Below are 16730 nucleotides of genomic sequence, written 5' to 3'. Positions count from 1 at the left end.
CAGAGCCCGGACCCGGCAACAGGTCCGGCATGTCCTCGCCGATCAGTCCGCTCAAGGAGTTCCGCCCCGTGAAAGACGCGAGCCCGCAGACCGTTTACCTCAAGGACTACACGCCGTTCGGCTACACGGTCGAACACGTGGATTTGACCTTCCGCCTGTCGCCGGACGCAACGCGCGTGATCAGCCGGATCCGCTTCGCGCCGAACCCCGCGGCGACGGACAGGACCTTCTTCCTGCATGGCGAGGAGTTGAACCTGATCTCCGCCAGGATCGACGGCGCCGAGGTCTCGCCCGAGGTCACGGACAAGGGCCTGACTTGCGAGGTGCCGGACACGCCCTTCACCTTCGAAGCGGAGGTCGAGATCGCGCCGGCGCGGAATACGGCGCTCGAGGGGCTCTACATGTCGAACGGCATGTATTGCACCCAGTGCGAGGCCGAGGGTTTCCGCAAGATCACCTACTATCCCGACCGCCCCGACGTGATGGCCACCTTCGACGTGCGGATCGAATCGGACCTGCCGGTGCTGCTCTCGAACGGCAACCCTGGCCCGCGCGGCGAGGGCCATGCGGAATGGAGCGATCCCTGGCCGAAGCCGGCCTACCTCTTCGCGCTCGTCGCCGGAGAGCTCGAGGCACGGTCCGACGTCTTCACCACGCGGTCGGGTGCCCGCGTCGACCTGAACCTCTGGGTCCGGCCCGGCGATCTTCACAAGACCGAATGGGGCATCGAGGCGCTGAAGAAGTCGATGCGCTGGGACGAGGAGGTCTATGGCCGCGAATATGACCTCGACGTCTTCAACATCGTCGCGGTGGACGACTTCAACATGGGCGCGATGGAGAACAAGGGGCTGAACATCTTCAACTCCTCGGCCGTGCTCGCCTCGCCGGACACCTCGACGGACGCCAATTTCGAGCGCATCGAGGCGATCATCGCGCACGAGTATTTCCACAACTGGACCGGCAACCGGATCACCTGCCGCGACTGGTTTCAGCTCTGCCTCAAGGAAGGGCTGACGGTCTTCCGCGACAGCCAGTTCACCGCGGACATGCGCTCGGCCCCGGTCAAGCGCATATCGGACGTGATCGCGCTCCGCGCCCGCCAGTTCCCGGAGGATCAGGGGCCTCTTTCGCATCCTGTGCGGCCCGAGAGCTTCCAGGAGATCAACAACTTCTACACCGCCACGGTCTACGAGAAGGGCGCTGAGGTCATCGGCATGCTCAAGCGGCTCGTGGGCGATGACGCCTATTCCAAGGCGCTCGATCTCTATTTCGAGCGCCACGACGGCGAGGCCTGCACGATCGAGGACTGGCTGAAGGTCTTCGAGGACGCGACCGGCCGCGATCTCGCGCAGTTCAAGCGCTGGTATTCGCAATCGGGCACGCCGCGGCTTTCGGTCGAGGAACGCTACGAGGGCTCCGACTACACCCTGACCTTCCGCCAGACCACGCCGCCGACGCCGGGCCAGGCCGAGAAGGCGCCGCAGGTGCTGCCGATCGCCGTGGGCCTGCTCAATCCCAACGGCGACGAGGTGGTGCCGACGACGCTGCTCGAGATGACCGAGGGAGAGCAGAGCTTCACCTTCCCCAACATGCCGTCGAAGCCGGTCCCGTCGCTGCTGCGCGGCTTCTCGGCGCCGGTCGTGCTCGACCACGAGGCGAGCGGCGAGGACAAGGCGTTCCTCCTCGCCCACGACACCGACCCCTACAGCCGTTGGGAGGCGGGGCGGTCGCTCGCCCGCGCGTCGCTCATAGCGTCGATCCTCGAAAGGACCGAGCCCGATGCCGCCTATCTCGACGGCCTGAAGCGTCTCGTCACCGATCCTGCGCTGGATCCGGCGTTCCGCGCGCTGATGATGTCCCTGCCGTCGCAGAACGAACTGGCTCAGGTGCTGCACGAAAAGGGCGTCACGCCCGATCCCGACGCGATCTTCGAGGCGGTCGAGAGCCTTCTTCGCGCGATGGCGGAGCGCTGGCGCGATGTCCTGCCGGCCCTCGCCGAGGAGGCCAGGGTGAGCGCCCCCTACGCGCCCGACGCCGAGCAATCCGGCAAACGCGCGCTCGGCTCAGCCGTGCTCGGCCTTCAGACGCGGCTCGACGGGGGCGCGGCGGCAAAGGCGCAGTTCGAGAACGCGGACAACATGACGCTGAGCCTGTCGGCGCTCGGCGCGCTCGTCCGGGCCGACGCGGCGGAAGATGCGCTCGCTGCTTTCGAGACGCGCTGGTCCGGCGACCGACTCGTCATGGACAAGTGGTTCGGCATCCAGATCATGCTGGCCCCGCCGCAGGTCGCCCCGGACCGCACCCGCGCACTGACCGAGCATCCTGCCTTCGACTGGACCAATCCGAACCGCTTCCGGGCGGTGATGGGCTCTCTCGCGGGCAATCACGCGGGCTTCCACCGGGCCGACGGCGCCGGGTACGAGATTCTCGGGGAGTGGCTCTCGCGGCTCGACGAGAAGAATCCGCAGACCGCCGCGCGCATGGCCTCCGCGTTCCAGACCTGGACCCGTTACGACGACGAACGGCGCGCCAAGGCCCGTGCAACCCTTGAAAGGCTATACGAAAAGCCGGGTCTGAGCGGCGACATGGCCGAGATGGTCGGGCGCATGCTCGGATGACGGACCTTGCGTAACCTCCGCCGATGGCGGAACCTCACCCCTGGCAGATGCGTTTGGACAAGCTATGGTGCATCCTGAGATGACCGAAATTGGGTCTCGCGACGTGAAACTCCGTCCTCAGGGAGGAGTGCGTGTCATGGGAGTTTTACGAAACCGTGACTGAGTGCCGGACATGAAGGATCGTATCGACCCGCTCATCGCTGAACGCGCGCCGTGGCTGTTTTCGAACCGCCTCGGCACCGTCCGTGCGCGGCAGCTTCTCAACATGATGCTCGGATACGAGCGCACGATCGAGCTCGCCACGTCGTTCCGCTCCTCGCCATCCTCGGAGATCATGTCGACGATGGGTGAGTTGCTGGCCCGCGACGTCGAGATCCGCGGCATGTCGAACATCCCGCGCAACGGGCCTGCTCTGGTTGTGGCAAATCACCCGACGGGCATCGCAGACGGGATCATCCTGCATCACCTGCTCTCGCCGATCCGGCCGGATGCCTACTACTTCGCCAACCACGACATCCTGCGCGTGCTGCCCCAGATGGAGGACATGATCGCGCCGGTCGAATGGCGGCACGAGAAACGCAGCCACGGCAAGACGCGCGAGACGATGGCCTATACCCGCACCGCGGTGAAAGAAGGCAGGCTCGGCGTGATCTTTCCGGCGGGCCGCCTTGCCAAGCGCAAGGGCCTCAGCCTTCACGAGCGGGACTGGATGCCCTCCGCGGCGATGATCGCACGGAAATTCGATCTGCCGATCATCCCGATCAACATCCGGGCGCGGAACTCGGTGCTGTTCTACCTCTTCGACCTGATCCATCCGACGCTGCGCGACATCACGCTCTTCCACGAGACGCTGAACAAGGCGCGCCAGCCGTACCGCGTGACGGTGGGCGAGCCGATTTCGGCCGCTGCATTGCCGAAGACCTCCGAGGAGGGGATCGACCTTCTTCGCCGCGCCACCCTTTCGCTGGGCGGACGCCGGGCGCCTGCGGTGTCGCTGATCGACAATTCCCGCCGCCCCTCTTGGCTGAAAGCCACCTGACAAAGCAGCCGCCGAACGTGTTCGGCGGCTGCTTTGCCTACAGCTTCACGATGCTCTGCGACGCCCGGGCCCGCGAGATCAGCGCGGGAGGTGTCCGGTGCTGCTGATCACTCCGAATGTCGCCGCGGTCCGGGCCGGGTGCGGCGCCGAGGCGACGACCGGCTCCTGCGGACGTTCCGGCCGCAGCTGCGGCCGTGTGGACGGTGCAGGCTGGCAGAACGCCTTGGTGCGGGTATAGTTCATCATGTCCTCGCGCTTGGCCGAGGAATGGAACGGTCCCCAATCAGCCGCGACACCGCGCATGCCGCGCGAGACGACGCCATCGCGGGACACGGTCCGCGCCATGATGCGCAGGCCGCAGGACAGGTTGGCCGCACCCGATTTCAAGGCATCGCCCGATTGCGCCTGACAGCCGTAGAGCCGTGCGGTGGAGGGCAGGATCTGCAGCAGACCGTGCCAGCGCCCGCCGCCGCCGACGACGGTGGGGCGGTACGTGCTTTCGTGCTTGGCCAGTGCCGAAACGAGCCCGACCCAGAACGCCTCGCGCATGCGGCGGTCGTTCTGAACATAGCCCGGGCACCACTCGTCGATGTCGCGCGGTACGATGTCCGTGAGCGGCGCCGCCGGGCCCCGCAGCGAATTGACCATCGCGCGCGTCCACATCGTGCCGCGCGCCGAGCCACCCCAACGCGCGGTCGGAAGCCTGTCATCGCGCATCTTGGGGCGAAGCGAGACCGGAACCGCCTGTTCGGACTGCGCCTGGCGGGGCAGCGTCAACTGACCGGGGCGCAATTTCGGTCCGTATTCAGCCGGAGCTTGAGCCGTGGACGCGACCGGCGCCGCACAGAGCGCGATCACGACGATCGCTCCGAAGGTGGACCGCGTCCGTACTGCGATCTGTCTGCATATGTCCATCGGCGGAACGAGCCTCTTGGTCATCATGCGCCCGGATGTCCGACATTCCGCCCGGTCAGGCAAGACCGAGGGGCTCCGCTGGGCGGTTTCCCGCCGGAAACGGAGGTCCCCGGACCCGCGGAGATGCGAAAGAATGCCCGATAAGCCTTCGATAATAAACGTCAGTTCTGGACACCCCTGGGACCGGGAGGCGGCGGCTCCCCTTCCTGCCCCCACGGCGTCTTGCGCGCCTCGGCGATGTCGCCCCCACGCCGAGTCAGACCGGCGAGGGATCTCCGAAGGGCCCGCCCTTGCCGCGCCGCGCGCCCTCTTCTAAAGGGGGCAGCGTTGTAGCCGAAAGGGATGCGCGATGCTGGATCTTGCTTACGAGGCCCCGAAGCCCAAGGTGATCGCCGGGGCAAAGCACGATTGGGAACTCGTGATCGGGATGGAGGTCCATGCCCAGGTCTCGAGCCGCTCCAAGCTCTTTTCGGGGGCCTCCACGCAATTCGGCGCCGAGCCCAATTCCAACGTGTCCTTCATCGATGCGGCGATGCCGGGGATGCTGCCGGTCATCAACGAGTTCTGCATCGAACAGGCGGTGCGCACGGGGCTTGGCCTCAATGCCAAGATCAACCTCCGCTCGGCCTTCGACCGGAAGAACTACTTCTATCCGGACCTGCCGCAGGGCTACCAGATTTCCCAGCTCTATCATCCGCTTGTGGGTGAGGGTGAGATCCTCGTCGATCTCGAGCCGGGCATTGCGCGGAACGTGCGGATCGAGCGCATCCATGTCGAGCAGGACGCCGGCAAGTCGATCCACGACATGGACCCCGCGATGTCCTTCGTCGATCTCAACCGCACGGGCGTGGCGCTGATGGAGATCGTGAGCCGCCCCGACATCCGCGGACCCGAAGAGGCGGCGGCCTATGTGGCGAAGCTGCGCCAGATCCTGCGCTATCTCGGCACCTGTGACGGCAACATGCAGAACGGCAGCCTCCGGGCGGACGTGAACGTGTCGGTGTGTCGTCCCGGCGCCTACGAGAAGTACATGGAAACGCAGGATTTCTCGCATCTCGGCACGCGCTGCGAGATCAAGAACATGAACTCGATGCGGTTCATCCAGGCCGCGATCGACTACGAGGCGCGGCGCCAGATCCAGATCGTCGAGGGCGGCGGCGAGGTGGTGCAGGAGACCCGGCTCTTCGATCCCGACAAGGGCGAGACGCGGTCGATGCGCTCCAAGGAAGAGGCGCACGATTACCGCTACTTCCCCGATCCCGACCTTCTGCCGCTCGAGATCGAGCAGGACTGGATCGACGGGATCAAGGCCACCCTGCCCGAGCTGCCCGACGCGAAAAAAGTGCGCTTCGTCAAGGAGTTCGGCCTGTCGGAATACGATGCGAACGTGCTGACCGCGGAGGTCGCCAACTCGGTCTATTTCGAAGAGGTTGCCGGTGCGGCCGGAGACGGGAAGATGGCCGCGAACTGGGTCATCAACGAGCTTTTCGGGCGGCTGAAGAAGGACGACCGCGACATCACCGAGAGCCCGGTGTCGCCGGCGCAGCTGGCGGGCATCGTGAAGCTCATCGCCGCGGGCGACATCTCGGGCAAGATCGCCAAGGACGTCTTCGAGATCGTCTATACCGAGGGCGGCGATCCCGCTGAGATCGTTGAGGAAAAGGGCCTCCGTCAGGTCACCGACACCGGCGCGATCGAAGCCGCGGTGGACGAGGTCATCGCGGCGAACCCCGCACAGGTGGAGAAGGCCAAGGCCAATCCCAAGCTCGCGGGATGGTTCGTCGGACAGGTCATGAAGGCCACCGGCGGCAAGGCGAACCCGAAGGCGGTGAACGAGATCGTGAGCGCGAAACTGGGGCTCTGAGCCCCGGTTTCGTAACAAACGTAAGAAATTCGGCGCGTTTCGTACGGATTTCGCGCGACAAAGGATGGCGGCGCCGGCACCGCCGGCGACGGCAAAACCGAGGACACTTCGGACGGGTGATTCCGCCCCGCACCGGTCACGCCGCGGCTTCGACGCCGTGGGCGCGATACGTCCATCCCGGTGATACCGCCTGCCTCACGTTCAACGCAGAGCTGTCCGCATGGCTGGCACTCCTCTCGGCACGTGATAGTGTCCCGCCCCGTGAAGCCGGAAAGTGCGAGGGACATGCCAACATACGAATACAAGGTTCTGCCGGCGCCCGCGAAGGGCGAGAAGGCGAAGGGCGTGAAGGGGCCGGAAGCCCGCTTTGCGCATGCGCTCGAGAGGCTGATGAACGAGATGGCGGAAGGCGGCTGGGAGTACCTGCGCGCCGACACCCTGCCCTCGGAGGAGCGTCAGGGCCTCACCTCGTCGACGACCGTCTGGCGCACGCTGCTGGTCTTCCGGCGCGAGAGCGCCGGCGACGGGCCACGGCTGCTGAGCGCTCCGACTACCGCCGACGAACCGATGGTCGCCAAGCCGAAAGCGGCGCCCGCTCCCGGACCGGCCGATGGCGCCGCGAGCGACGCGCTGCGCCGGCCGGGCCCCGCGGCGGAGCGGACGGGCGTGCTGCGCGCCCCGGGCCGGATGATCGGCCGCAGGGCCGGCTGACGCCGCCCCGTGCCCGTGCGCCCTCAGGTGCCGAGGTCGAGCGAGAGCGCGTGGATCGCGCCCATGAGGTCGGGCCCGATCGCCTTGTGAACGGCGCGGTGCCGCGCGATCCGGCTCTGCCCCTCGAAGGCGGGCGCGCGCATCACCACATGGAAATGGCTCTCGCCGCCTTCCTGGAAGCCGGCGTGGCCACGGTGGCTCTCGCTGTCGTCGATGACCTGAAGGTCGGTCGGCTCAAAGGCCTCTCGCAGGCGTGTCTCGATTTCCGCTGTACGTGTCATTTTTCCCGTTCTGCCCCCTACAATCCCTCGCCGTTTTGTCTAAACTCCGGCGTCCGAGTCGAAAAGAGGTGCCCCGATGAGCAAGTCCGACCCGTTCGGTTTCGACATGTCCGTGTCCTCGGCCAAGAAGCGGAACCCGCGTGGCCGCCGTGGGATGTCGGGCGAGAGCGAGACCTCGACACGCGTGTGCGATCACGAGGGGTGCGACAAGCCCGGCAAGTTCCGTGCGCCCAAGGCTCCTGACGTGCTCGACGATTTCTGGTGGTTCTGCAAGGACCACGTGCGGGAATACAATCTCAAATGGGATTTCTTCCACGGCAAGACCGAGGCCGAGATGAACGCCCAGAACACCACCGACAAGGTATGGGACCGCCAGACCAAGGACTGGCGCGACCCCGAGCAACGCGCCTGGGCGCGGCTCGGCATCGAGGATCCGCATCAGGTGCTGGGCGCAAACGCCACGCGCAACCCCGGGCGGAACGGCAGCGGCGGCGGCAAGCGCCTGCCGCCGACGGAGAAGCGCGCGATCGAAATTCTCGAGGCGAAGGAAGAATGGTCCAAGGCCGATGTCCGCAAGGCCTACAAGGCGCTCATCAAGGTGCTGCACCCGGACATGAACGGCGGCGACCGCAGCCAGGAGGAGCAGCTGCAGGAGGTCATGTGGGCGTGGGACCAGATCAAGGACAGCCGCAACTTCAAGTGAGCCCGAAGCGTTCGGCCTTAGGCGAAATTAGTGGGTAGACACTAACCCTGAAGTTGCATACGCTTTTTCCCAGGCGTCTGTCCCGGGTTATTCCCTGCCCGCAAACGGTCGCTCCCTTTCGGGCAGCGCGCGGTCCGGTTTCCCCTGTCCTGACCCGCGCGCCCGCAAGGCCAAAGGCAGTCCCTTGACCGGCGACGGGCGGGTGCCAATGCGACCCCGCCCGTTACCTTTTCCGCAATGATCGCGAGGCGTCAGGCCTCCTGGAAGACCAGCGACACGCCGTTGAGGCAATGGCGCTTTCCGGTCGGGTCCGGGCCGTCGTCGAAGATGTGGCCGAGATGCGAGCCGCAGCGCGAGCAATGGACCTCGGTGCGGGTCATGAAGAGCGAGCGGTCGGGCTTGGTGCCGATGGCGCTGTCCGCGACCGGTTGCCAGAAGCTCGGCCAGCCGGTGCCGCTGTCGTATTTGTGCTGGGAGGAGTAGAGCGCCTGATCGCAGCCGCGGCAGAGATAGGTGCCCTCCGCCTTGAGATCGTGGAGCTCGGAGGAGAAGGCGCGCTCGGTGCCTTCCTCGCGCATGACCCGGTACTCGGCGTCGCTGAGCATCTCGCGCCATTCCTCCTCGGTCCGGGTCACTTCGTAGGGTCCGTCACCCTCCGCGGCGCCCGTGCGGGTCGCGGCGGTCGCGGCCGCGCCGAGGCCGAGGACGGCGGCGGTGCGGGACAGGAAATCGCGTCGCATCATGTCGTGTCTCCGTGAAGATGTCATACATCGGGGCCCGCGGCGCGTGCCGCCCCGCCGAGGGGAAGCGGGGCGGTGCCGGGCCGGTTCGCCTAGAGGATAGGCAGTCGCGGCCCGAGCTCAAAGACAAGCATGATCACAAGAGGATCAGCCGGCCTGACCTGCGGGCAGGAGGACGCGGTCGATCACGTGGATGACGCCGTTCGACTGGCGCACATCCGCGGTGGTCACGGTGGCGGAGCGGCCATTCTCGTCGGTCAGGGTGATCATGTCGCCGTCCATCTCGGCCTGAAGGGTGCAGCCGCCGACGGTCGGCACCGGGTGCGTGCCGCCATCATCGGCGATCATGCCGGCGATGGCGTCGGACATCGCGTTGGTGGCGACCACGTGGCAGGTGAGGATCTGGGCGAGCTGCTCGCGGTTCTCGTCCATCATGAGGGTCGTGAGGCTCTGGTCGCTGATCATCCCGAACGCCTCGTCGGTGGGGGCGAAGACGGTGAAGGGGCCCTCGCCGTTCAGCGTGTCGACCAGCCCGGCCTGCTGCACGGCGGCAACGAGCGTGGTGTGGATCGGGGAGTTCGCGGCGTTCTCGACAATCGTCATGTCGGCCATCATCGGCGCACCGCCGACGGTCGGATTGTCCTGGGCGAAGGCGGCGCCGGCGCTCAGGGCGGCAGCGGCGATGGTCGCGGTCAGGGTCTTGATCGTCATGGGTCGTGTCCTCCACTTGGGCCCCGTGCGAGGGGCAACGGGCGCCGCCGCATATCGGCAGCGTCGACATGGAGCCACGGACGGCGTGCAGGCCGGGTTTCGGGAGGCCCCGTGCCCTGCCCTCAATATTCCGTGATGGGGGCGGTGCCGAGCACGGGACCCGTTGGCGCACCGGACGGCGATCCTCCCTGCGGCTCGAGGCTGACGGCGAGCGTCGCGCCCGGAAGAAGGCCGGAGAGCCCCGGCGGCAGGGTGTAGCGGATCCGGTCCTCCTGCCGCGGCACGAGGCCGAGGGAGACCGGCGCGTCCTCGCCCCGGATGACCCAGAGCTCGAGGTCGGAGCCCTGCGGCACCTCGCCGGCCTCGCGGATCACGAGCAGCTCGGCGCTGTCGGCGAACCAGCCGGCATGGAGGGCGAGCGCCCGGTCCTCGACCGCGATGTCGGCGACGAGCTCGGGCTCGGAGGTGCCGGGGCCGAGGAGGTCGAAGGTCAGGAGCGCCCAGGCGAGCCCCGCGACCGCGGCGCCGCCGAAGCCGAGGGGGACGAGGAAGCGCCAGATGGTCCGGCCGGTGCGGGCGGCGGTGCCGCCGAAGGCGGCGGCCTCGATCCGGCGCTTGGCGCTCGGGGGCGGCGCCGCCTCCGGGACGGTGTCGGCGATGCGGGAGAGGTGTTCGGTCCAGGTGACGACCTGGAGGAGCAGGCGCTCGTCCTTCAGAAGCCGCGCCTCGAAGGCCTCGATCTCGGCCTCCGACATGAGGCCGAGCACGTATTCCGCGGCGAGGGCGGCATCGCTCCCGTTCGGCAGATCGTCGCTCGAGCCAACGTCGCTCATCGCTCGAGACACTCCCTCAACTGGATCAGGGCCCGGCGGAGCCAGGTGCGGACGGTGTTGAGCTTGACCCCCGTGGCGGCGGCAAGCTCGGCATAGGTGTCGCCGTCGAGATAGGCCCGGCGGACCATCGCGGCGCGATCCTCCGGCAGCTCCCGGAGGCAGAGGTGAAGGCGCCCGGCTTCGGAGCGTTCGGCGGCCATCGCCTCGGGTCCCGGGCCGTCGTCGGGCAGCGTCTCGGCGAGGTCGATCGCCTCGGACGGCGTGCCCCGTCTCTGCCGACGCCGGTCGATCGCGATGTTGCGGGTGAGCGTGATCAGCCACGTCATCGGCGAGTATCCGTTCACCCGGTAGGCATCGGCCTTGTGCCAGATCCGGACATAGGCCTCCTGCAGCGCCTCCTCGGATTCGGCCTGGTCCCTAAGAACACGGAGGCAGATGCCGAAAAGTTTCGCGGAGGTGCGATCGTAGAGATCGGAGAACGCGCGCCGGTCGCCCATGGCGATCCGGGCCAGCAGTTCCTCGACCTCTTGCTGTGGCGTCATCTGATCGGTCTTCGTCCCTCGGGGAATGGCCGCTGCGGCGCGGCCCCGGTTCCCCTTTCCCGCCGCCGAGACGTAGCCCCGCCGGCGCCGGGTGTCGATCCTTCCCCTTGTGCGTCTCTGAGATATGTTGCATCCCGACGTGCAACTCGCCCGCCCGCCCCGGCGGGCCGCGACGTGACGGACAGGACGGAGACCCCATGGCCGACGGCTCGATCGACATCAACGCCAAACCCACGGAAGAAATCTCGGTTCGCGATGTCTTCGGCATCGATACCGACATGGTCGTGCACGGCTTCGCCGACCGCACGGAGCGGGTTCCGGACCTCGACAGCACCTACAAGTTCGATCCCGACACGACGCTCGCGATCCTCGCCGGCTTCAACCACAACCGGCGCGTGATGATCCAGGGCTATCACGGCACCGGCAAGTCGACGCATATCGAGCAGGTGGCGGCGCGGCTCAACTGGCCCACCGTGCGGGTGAACCTCGACAGCCACATCAGCCGGATCGACCTGATCGGCAAGGACGCGATCAAGCTCAAGGACGGCATGCAGGTCACCGAGTTCCAGGAAGGCATCCTGCCTTGGGCCCTGCGCACGCCGACCGCGATCGTCTTCGACGAATACGATGCCGGCCGCGCCGACGTGATGTTCGTGATCCAGCGGGTGCTCGAGGTCGACGGCAAGCTGACGCTGCTCGACCAGAACGAGGTCATCCGTCCGCACAAGTACTTCCGCATCTTCGCGACGGCGAACACGGTCGGCCTCGGCGACACGACGGGGCTCTATCACGGCACGCAGCAGATCAACCAGGGCCAGATGGACCGCTGGAGCCTCGTTGCGACGCTGAACTACCTCTCGATCGACGCCGAGACCGCGATCGTCCTGTCGAAATGCCCGCATTACAACACCGAGAAGGGCCGCAAGCAGATCCGCCAGATGGTGACCGTCGCGGACCTGTCGCGCACGGCCTTCATGAACGGCGATCTCTCGACGGTGATGAGCCCGCGGACCGTGATCGCCTGGGCCCAGAACGCCGAGATCTTCCGCGACCTCGGCTACGCCTTCCGAGTGTCGTTCCTCAACAAGTGCGACGAGCTCGAGCGGCAGACGGTCGCCGAGTTCTACCAGCGCTGCTTCGACGAGGAGCTTCCCGAAAGCGCCGCGCGCGTCGCACTTCGGTGATCCGCGCCGGGGCGCTCGCGCTCCTTGCCGCCGGGCCGGCCTCCGCCTCGGTCGAGGAGAGCGAGGCCGCCCGATGCGCCGCGCTCTGGTCCGGCTATGCGGCCTATGCCGAGGTGTCGGCCTATCTCGACACCGGCGATGCCGCGGCGCAGGCCGCGAAATGGCGCGACCTTGCGGCGGCCGAGACCGGCGATGCCGCGGCAGTCGACGCCTACATCGCGCGGGAGGCGCGCGAGCGGGCGTCGATGCTCGACGCCTATATCTACAGCCGCGACCGGCAGAGCCGCGAGGTCTTCGAACGGGCGATGGCGCGCTGCGAGTGAGGATTGCGCGCGGTTGACATCCCCCGCCCGGCCCCTGTTCATGCGCCCCGGTAGACCAGATTGCGGGCGGCGGCCCGGCCCTGCCCCGGAGGCGACATGACCCGATCCTTCCTCGCCATCGGCGAATGCATGGTGGAGATGGCCCAGAGCGACGGCGGCCTCTACCGCCGCGGCTTTGCCGGCGACACGTTCAACACCGCATGGTACGCGCGGCGGCTTCTGAGCGACGACTGGCGCGTCGGCTATGGCAGCGTGATCGGCGAGGACGCGATCTCGGGCGAGATGGCGGATTTCATGGCGGCCGAAGGCCTCGAGACGGACGCCCTCGCGACCCATGCGGAGCGCACGGTCGGGCTCTACATGATCTCGCTGGATCAGGGCGAGCGCAGCTTCTCCTACTGGCGGTCGCACTCCGCAGCGCGGACGCTTGGCGACGATCCTGCCCGGCTCGAGGCCATGGTGACGGGCCGCGACGTGATCCACGTCTCCGGCATCACGCTGGCGATCCTGCCGCCCGAGGGGCGGGCGCGGCTCTGCGCCATGCTCGACAGGGCCCGGGCGGACGGGTCGACGGTCTCCTTCGACACCAACCTGCGCCCGAAGCTCTGGAAGAGCGCGGAGGCGATGCGGAGCGGGCTAACCGCGGGCGCCGCGGCGGCGGACGTGGTCCTGCCGAGCTTCGACGAGGATTCGGTGCTCTTCGGCGACGCGGTGCCCGACGATACCGTGGCGCGCTACCGCGAGCGTGGCGCGCGGTGCGTCGCGGTCAAGGACGGCGCGGGCGCGCTGACCCTCTGGGCCGAGGACGAGGGACGCGTCGTGCTCGAGCCCGAACCGGTGGAGCCGGTGGACACGACCGCGGCGGGCGACAGCTTCGCCGCCGCCTTCCTCGCCGCCCGGGCCGAGGGCGCGAGCCTCGAGGAGGCGGGCCGCGCCGCGATGCGCCTCGCCGCCCGCGTCATCCAGTCTCCGGGTGCGCTCGTGCCGGGGATCTTCGACGATCTGGCGAAGACCTGAGCGGCGTTCCTTCCCCTTCTTCTTGGCGGAAATACTCCGGGGGTGCGGGGGCAGCGCCCCCGCCGGCGGCAGCCGCTCCTCCCGCTCAGACCACCGGCGTCAGCAGATCGTCGCCCTGCAGAAAGGCCGCGACGTTGTCGCGCTGGAGCTTGGCCATGGCGGCGCGGGTCGCAACGGAGCCCGAGCCCTGGTGCGGCTGGATCACCACCGAGGGGATCTCGTAGAAGCGCGGATCGATGGCGGGCTCGCCGCGGAAGACGTCGAGGCCCGCGCCACCGAGACGTCCGTCCTCGAGCGCATCCAGAAGCGCCGCCTCGTCCACCGTACTGCCGCGCGAGATGTTGACGAGCACGCCTGTCGGTCCGAGCGCCTCGATCACGTCCTTCGAGACCGCGTTCTCGGTCTCGGGGCCGCCGACGAGCGCGACGAAAAGCGTGTCGACCGCACGGGCGAGCGCCACCGGATCCTCGTGGAAGGTCCAGCCCGGCGTCTCCTTTTCGGTGCGGGAGGTGTAGTGGATCTCCATCTTGAAGGCGGCGAGGCGGTCCGCGATCTCGCGGCCGATGCGGCCGAGCCCGAGGATGCCCGCGGTGCCGCAGCTCGCCTGCGTGACGAGCCGGAACTCGCCCTTTTCGGCCCAGTGGCCGTCGCGCGCCCAGCGGCTCGCGGCTTCCATCTCGCGGCGCTGCATGAGCCAGAGGCCGATGGCGAGGTCGGCGACGTCGTCGTTCAGCACGTCCGGCGTGTTGGTGACGCGGATGCCGCGCGCCTGAGCCTCACCGATGTCGATCGCATCGAAACCGACGCCGTAATTGGCGATGAGGCCGAGCGACGGCACAAGATCCATCTCGGCCGCGCCGAAGGGCACGTGGCCCTTGTAGGCGATGGCGCGGAGGCCCTCGCGGGTTCCGGGATCCACGTCCTGAAGCTCCGCGAGGCGAGTGAGGTGGATGGGGTCGAAGGCGGCGGTGAGCTCCGCGCGCTCGTGGTCCTTGAAATTGCCGATGGCGGCGACGTCGGTCATGGGCGCGGGATCCTCCTCTTCCGGGGTTGCCGGAAAGTGGCGGCGCCCGCGCCCGGCGTCAATGCAAGGGCGCCAGCCGCGCTCAGTCCGCGCCGCCCACGATATGGGCGAGGACCGCGTCGGCCGTGGCGCGGTTCAAGGCGAGCGGGATGTCGTAGAGCGTCGCGAGCCGCTGCAGCGACTTCACGTCGACGTCGTGGGGCATCGCCGCGAGCGGGTCGATGAAGAAGAAGAGCGCCGCGAGCCGGCCCTCGGCGATCATCGCGCCGAGCTGTGCATCGCCGCCGAGCGGGCCCGAGAGCAGGCGGTGGACCTCGAGCCCGGCCTCGTCCGACAGCCGCCCGCCCGTGGTGCCGGTGGCGCAGATCTCGAAGCGCTCGAGCCGCGCGCGGTTCTGGCGCGCCCAGTCGACGATGGCCTCCTTCTGCGCGTCATGCGCGACGAGCGCGATCCGTGCGCCCTGTCCCGTGTCGGTCATGCCGTGTCCCCTTGCCGTGCCGCATCTGCCAGCGGTAGCGAGGCGGGCGGGCCTCGGTCAAGCGCGGCAGGAGGGCCACGACACTCCGAGCACGGGGGCCGCGGCGATTGCGCCTGCGCGTGCGGGGCCGCTAGGAAGGGCGAAGTCTTACCACCCCCCGAGGTTTACCCGCATGCGCACGATCTTCATTCTCAACGGTCCCAACCTCAACCTTCTCGGCAAGCGCGAGCCGGGGATCTACGGCCACGAGACGCTCGCCGATGTGGAGACGCGCTGTCGCAAGGCCTGCCCCGAGGGCGTGGACGTGCGGCTCATGCAATCAAACTACGAGGGGCAGATCATCGACTGGATCCACGAGGCGCGGGACGAGGCGGCCGGGATCGTAATCAATCCGGGCGCCCTCACCCATACGTCGATCGCCATTCTCGACGCGCTCAACGCCTATGACGGGCCGGTGATCGAGGTGCACATCTCGAACGTGCACAAGCGCGAGGCCTTCCGACACCATTCCTACGTCTCGGCGCGGGCCGACGGCGTGATCGCGGGGCTCGGGATCGAGGGATACGAGGCGGCGACCCGGCGGGTCTGCACCCTGATCGGCCGCGGCTGACCCGACCACGCGCCCCGGATCACATTCGTCTTTCAGAAGGTATCCGGCCCTTGAAGCCGCAACCTATCCGAGCGGATAGGATTGGGTAGTCCGATGCGCAATCGACGGGACGGCTCGTCCCGGATTACGTGAAACCGTAACGAATTCATCCGTTTCCGGCGAGTCACATCCGGCGAGACGGTTTCCCGCAAGATCCGCCTGCCCGGCGCCACGAGACGATCACACCGACATGTCCACACTCGCCGCCCTTCTGGGGTCGCTGGCGCTCCTCTCCGGGGTGACGAGCTACGCCCTGCCCGACGACGTCCTGCTGCGGCGGCTGAACCTTCTCTGCTGCGGCGCCTGGGCCGGGCATTTCCTGGCGCTCGGCGACGCCGCCGGCGCGTCGATGCTGGTCATCGCCATGGTCATGATCGGGGCCCGGATGCTCGGTCTGTCCCGGCTCGGACGCGCCGCCTGGCTGGTCAACGTGACCGTCGCGGCGGCGGCGCTCGTCTCGGTCGCGATGGGGCAGACGGACGGGCGGGCCCTCCTGCCGATCCTCGGGGCATTCTTCATCAACACCGGCGTCTGCTACTGCACGCGCCACATGCTGACCGGATTGGTGGTGATCGGCGAGGTGCTGTGGCTGGCCCATGCCTGGAGCATCGGCAGCGTCTTCGCGGTGGTGAGCACGGGGCTCGCGCTCGGCGCCTTGGCGGTCCGGAGCTTCGGCGTGCAGACGCGCGTCGCGGCGCGCTAAGGCGCGCGCCTCACGCCTCGCGATGGCGGGCGGAGACCGTCAGGAGCGCGGAAAAGGCCAGCTCCTCGAGTGCGGCGCGGGACAGCGCGGGCGCCACCGCCACGCGAGCCTTCGGGAACGGCACGACAACGCCCGGATCGCCCTGCGCATTGGCCTCGCTCGAGGACTCGGCACGTGTGCGATCAACGGGACTTCGGGGCGGTCTCGGCATGGCAGGCTCCTCCTCGCCGGTATCGGGTCCGGCACTGGGAAGGCTCATGGAACGCGGCTCTCCGCCGGCCGCGCTGCATCCGTCGCGTTGGTTCGGCTGTACGATCAGACCGATCATTCCGTGCCTCCTCCCAGAGTGTCACGGGAAGTTTACACATACACGCCCCGCGAGTCTCGCATAGCAT

Annotated in this window: 19 protein-coding genes; 10 read left to right on the top strand and 9 right to left on the bottom strand. The window is 68.0% G+C overall.

The genetic code is table 11. The features are described from left to right. Nucleotides 1-68 precede the first annotated feature (68 nt). On the top strand, nucleotides 69-2618 hold the full coding sequence (pepN, locus tag OCH239_RS05785; protein ID WP_037259969.1) for an aminopeptidase N: 2550 nt from the start codon (nucleotides 69-71) through the stop codon (nucleotides 2616-2618). A 172-nt stretch (nucleotides 2619-2790) separates the two neighbouring features. Then, a complete protein-coding gene (locus OCH239_RS05780) occupies nucleotides 2791-3657 on the top strand; it encodes a lysophospholipid acyltransferase family protein (protein WP_037259815.1) in 867 nt (288 codons plus the stop codon). A 78-nt stretch (nucleotides 3658-3735) separates the two neighbouring features. Here the strand turns inward: OCH239_RS05780 and OCH239_RS05775 are convergent, their stop codons facing one another. Then, nucleotides 3736-4599 carry a transglycosylase SLT domain-containing protein gene (locus tag OCH239_RS05775; RefSeq protein WP_244430306.1) on the bottom strand — a complete coding sequence of 288 codons (864 nt, stop codon included), beginning with the start codon at nucleotides 4597-4599 and terminating at the stop codon, nucleotides 3736-3738. Nucleotides 4600-4921: 322 nt separating this feature from the next. On the opposite strand from OCH239_RS05775, the gene gatB reads away from it, so the two are divergent. Continuing rightward, nucleotides 4922-6436 (top strand): Asp-tRNA(Asn)/Glu-tRNA(Gln) amidotransferase subunit GatB, encoded by a 1515-nt coding sequence (gatB, locus tag OCH239_RS05770; protein ID WP_037259814.1) that lies wholly within the window; start codon nucleotides 4922-4924, stop codon nucleotides 6434-6436. A gap of 285 nt (nucleotides 6437-6721) precedes the next feature. Then, nucleotides 6722-7147, top strand: a complete 426-nt coding sequence (locus OCH239_RS23505; RefSeq protein ID WP_244430305.1) for a DUF4177 domain-containing protein — start codon at nucleotides 6722-6724, stop codon at nucleotides 7145-7147. Nucleotides 7148-7170: 23 nt separating this feature from the next. On the opposite strand, the gene OCH239_RS05760 is transcribed toward OCH239_RS23505, so the two are convergent. Then, complete coding sequence (locus tag OCH239_RS05760) at nucleotides 7171-7428, bottom strand: BolA family protein (protein ID WP_037259812.1); 258 nt, start codon at nucleotides 7426-7428, stop codon at nucleotides 7171-7173. A 76-nt stretch (nucleotides 7429-7504) separates the two neighbouring features. Here OCH239_RS05760 and OCH239_RS05755 point away from each other — a divergent pair, with 76 nt between their 5' ends. After that, nucleotides 7505-8131 carry a DnaJ domain-containing protein gene (locus OCH239_RS05755; protein WP_037259810.1) on the top strand — a complete coding sequence of 209 codons (627 nt, stop codon included), beginning with the start codon at nucleotides 7505-7507 and terminating at the stop codon, nucleotides 8129-8131. 251 nt (nucleotides 8132-8382) lie between these two features. Here the strand turns inward: OCH239_RS05755 and msrB are convergent, their stop codons facing one another. The 4 genes from msrB to OCH239_RS05735 all read right to left on the bottom strand — a co-directional run bounded on the left by msrB (nucleotide 8383) and on the right by OCH239_RS05735 (nucleotide 10957). Continuing rightward, nucleotides 8383-8874: a peptide-methionine (R)-S-oxide reductase MsrB gene (gene msrB, locus OCH239_RS05750; protein ID WP_037259808.1), complete on the bottom strand. Its 492-nt coding sequence runs from the start codon at nucleotides 8872-8874 to the stop codon at nucleotides 8383-8385. Between the two features lie 144 nt (nucleotides 8875-9018). Further along, nucleotides 9019-9582, bottom strand: coding sequence for a fasciclin domain-containing protein (locus tag OCH239_RS05745; protein ID WP_037259806.1), 564 nt, complete (start codon nucleotides 9580-9582; stop codon nucleotides 9019-9021). Nucleotides 9583-9704: 122 nt separating this feature from the next. Continuing rightward, nucleotides 9705-10415: an anti-sigma factor gene (locus OCH239_RS05740; protein WP_037259804.1), complete on the bottom strand. Its 711-nt coding sequence runs from the start codon at nucleotides 10413-10415 to the stop codon at nucleotides 9705-9707. Then, the gene (locus tag OCH239_RS05735) at nucleotides 10412-10957 is read right to left on the bottom strand and encodes a sigma-70 family RNA polymerase sigma factor (protein WP_037259802.1); all 546 of its coding nucleotides are present in this window, start codon (nucleotides 10955-10957) and stop codon (nucleotides 10412-10414) included. The genes OCH239_RS05740 and OCH239_RS05735 overlap by 4 nt, the downstream gene beginning before the upstream one ends. A 197-nt stretch (nucleotides 10958-11154) precedes the next feature. Between OCH239_RS05735 and cobS the strand changes: the two genes are divergently transcribed. From cobS to OCH239_RS05720, 3 genes are all read left to right on the top strand, one after another. Continuing rightward, a complete protein-coding gene (cobS, locus tag OCH239_RS05730) occupies nucleotides 11155-12141 on the top strand; it encodes a cobaltochelatase subunit CobS (protein WP_037259800.1) in 987 nt (328 codons plus the stop codon). Continuing rightward, entirely contained in the window at nucleotides 12138-12464 is a 327-nt protein-coding gene (locus OCH239_RS05725; protein WP_037259798.1) for a hypothetical protein, read from the top strand. Before cobS ends, OCH239_RS05725 begins: the two co-directional genes overlap by 4 nt. Before the next feature lie 96 nt (nucleotides 12465-12560). Beyond that, entirely contained in the window at nucleotides 12561-13481 is a 921-nt protein-coding gene (locus tag OCH239_RS05720) for a sugar kinase (protein ID WP_037259796.1), read from the top strand. 85 nt (nucleotides 13482-13566) lie between these two features. Here OCH239_RS05720 and OCH239_RS05715 read toward each other — a convergent pair whose 3' ends face one another. Further along, the gene (locus OCH239_RS05715) at nucleotides 13567-14505 is read right to left on the bottom strand and encodes a 2-hydroxyacid dehydrogenase (protein ID WP_037259794.1); all 939 of its coding nucleotides are present in this window, start codon (nucleotides 14503-14505) and stop codon (nucleotides 13567-13569) included. Nucleotides 14506-14587: 82 nt separating this feature from the next. Beyond that, complete coding sequence (locus tag OCH239_RS05710) at nucleotides 14588-14983, bottom strand: methylglyoxal synthase (protein ID WP_037259791.1); 396 nt, start codon at nucleotides 14981-14983, stop codon at nucleotides 14588-14590. A 172-nt stretch (nucleotides 14984-15155) separates the two neighbouring features. On the opposite strand from OCH239_RS05710, the gene aroQ reads away from it, so the two are divergent. Together aroQ and OCH239_RS05700 are read left to right on the top strand one after the other, a co-directional pair. Then, a complete protein-coding gene (aroQ, locus tag OCH239_RS05705; protein ID WP_037259789.1) occupies nucleotides 15156-15593 on the top strand; it encodes a type II 3-dehydroquinate dehydratase in 438 nt (145 codons plus the stop codon). Nucleotides 15594-15822: 229 nt separating this feature from the next. Further along, complete coding sequence (locus OCH239_RS05700) at nucleotides 15823-16335, top strand: YgjV family protein (RefSeq protein ID WP_037259787.1); 513 nt, start codon at nucleotides 15823-15825, stop codon at nucleotides 16333-16335. A 10-nt stretch (nucleotides 16336-16345) separates the two neighbouring features. Here the strand turns inward: OCH239_RS05700 and OCH239_RS05695 are convergent, their stop codons facing one another. Further along, nucleotides 16346-16594: a hypothetical protein gene (locus OCH239_RS05695; protein WP_157577811.1), complete on the bottom strand. Its 249-nt coding sequence runs from the start codon at nucleotides 16592-16594 to the stop codon at nucleotides 16346-16348. Nucleotides 16595-16730 lie beyond the last annotated feature (136 nt).

The organism is Roseivivax halodurans JCM 10272 (assembly GCF_000521785.1).
Classification (GTDB): Bacteria; Pseudomonadota; Alphaproteobacteria; order Rhodobacterales; family Rhodobacteraceae; genus Roseivivax; species Roseivivax halodurans.
The sequence above is the reverse complement of the archived record's forward strand: the minus strand, read 5'-3'. Positions and strand labels throughout refer to the sequence as shown.

Excerpts from the sequence above, each read along its gene's own strand:
- OCH239_RS05780 (WP_037259815.1), top strand. The coding sequence starts at position 2,791 with ATGAAGGATCGTATCGACCCGCTCATCGCTGAACGCGCGCCGTGGCTG.
- OCH239_RS05775 (WP_244430306.1), bottom strand. The coding sequence starts at position 4,599 with ATGATGACCAAGAGGCTCGTTCCGCCGATGGACATATGCAGACAGATC.
- gatB (WP_037259814.1), top strand. The coding sequence starts at position 4,922 with ATGCTGGATCTTGCTTACGAGGCCCCGAAGCCCAAGGTGATCGCCGGG.
- OCH239_RS23505 (WP_244430305.1), top strand. The coding sequence starts at position 6,722 with ATGCCAACATACGAATACAAGGTTCTGCCGGCGCCCGCGAAGGGCGAG.
- OCH239_RS05760 (WP_037259812.1), bottom strand. The coding sequence starts at position 7,428 with ATGACACGTACAGCGGAAATCGAGACACGCCTGCGAGAGGCCTTTGAG.
- OCH239_RS05755 (WP_037259810.1), top strand. The coding sequence starts at position 7,505 with ATGAGCAAGTCCGACCCGTTCGGTTTCGACATGTCCGTGTCCTCGGCC.
- msrB (WP_037259808.1), bottom strand. The coding sequence starts at position 8,874 with ATGATGCGACGCGATTTCCTGTCCCGCACCGCCGCCGTCCTCGGCCTC.
- OCH239_RS05745 (WP_037259806.1), bottom strand. The coding sequence starts at position 9,582 with ATGACGATCAAGACCCTGACCGCGACCATCGCCGCTGCCGCCCTGAGC.
- OCH239_RS05740 (WP_037259804.1), bottom strand. The coding sequence starts at position 10,415 with ATGAGCGACGTTGGCTCGAGCGACGATCTGCCGAACGGGAGCGATGCC.
- OCH239_RS05735 (WP_037259802.1), bottom strand. The coding sequence starts at position 10,957 with ATGACGCCACAGCAAGAGGTCGAGGAACTGCTGGCCCGGATCGCCATG.
- cobS (WP_037259800.1), top strand. The coding sequence starts at position 11,155 with ATGGCCGACGGCTCGATCGACATCAACGCCAAACCCACGGAAGAAATC.
- OCH239_RS05720 (WP_037259796.1), top strand. The coding sequence starts at position 12,561 with ATGACCCGATCCTTCCTCGCCATCGGCGAATGCATGGTGGAGATGGCC.
- OCH239_RS05715 (WP_037259794.1), bottom strand. The coding sequence starts at position 14,505 with ATGACCGACGTCGCCGCCATCGGCAATTTCAAGGACCACGAGCGCGCG.
- OCH239_RS05710 (WP_037259791.1), bottom strand. The coding sequence starts at position 14,983 with ATGACCGACACGGGACAGGGCGCACGGATCGCGCTCGTCGCGCATGAC.
- aroQ (WP_037259789.1), top strand. The coding sequence starts at position 15,156 with ATGCGCACGATCTTCATTCTCAACGGTCCCAACCTCAACCTTCTCGGC.
- OCH239_RS05700 (WP_037259787.1), top strand. The coding sequence starts at position 15,823 with ATGTCCACACTCGCCGCCCTTCTGGGGTCGCTGGCGCTCCTCTCCGGG.
- OCH239_RS05695 (WP_157577811.1), bottom strand. The coding sequence starts at position 16,594 with ATGAGCCTTCCCAGTGCCGGACCCGATACCGGCGAGGAGGAGCCTGCC.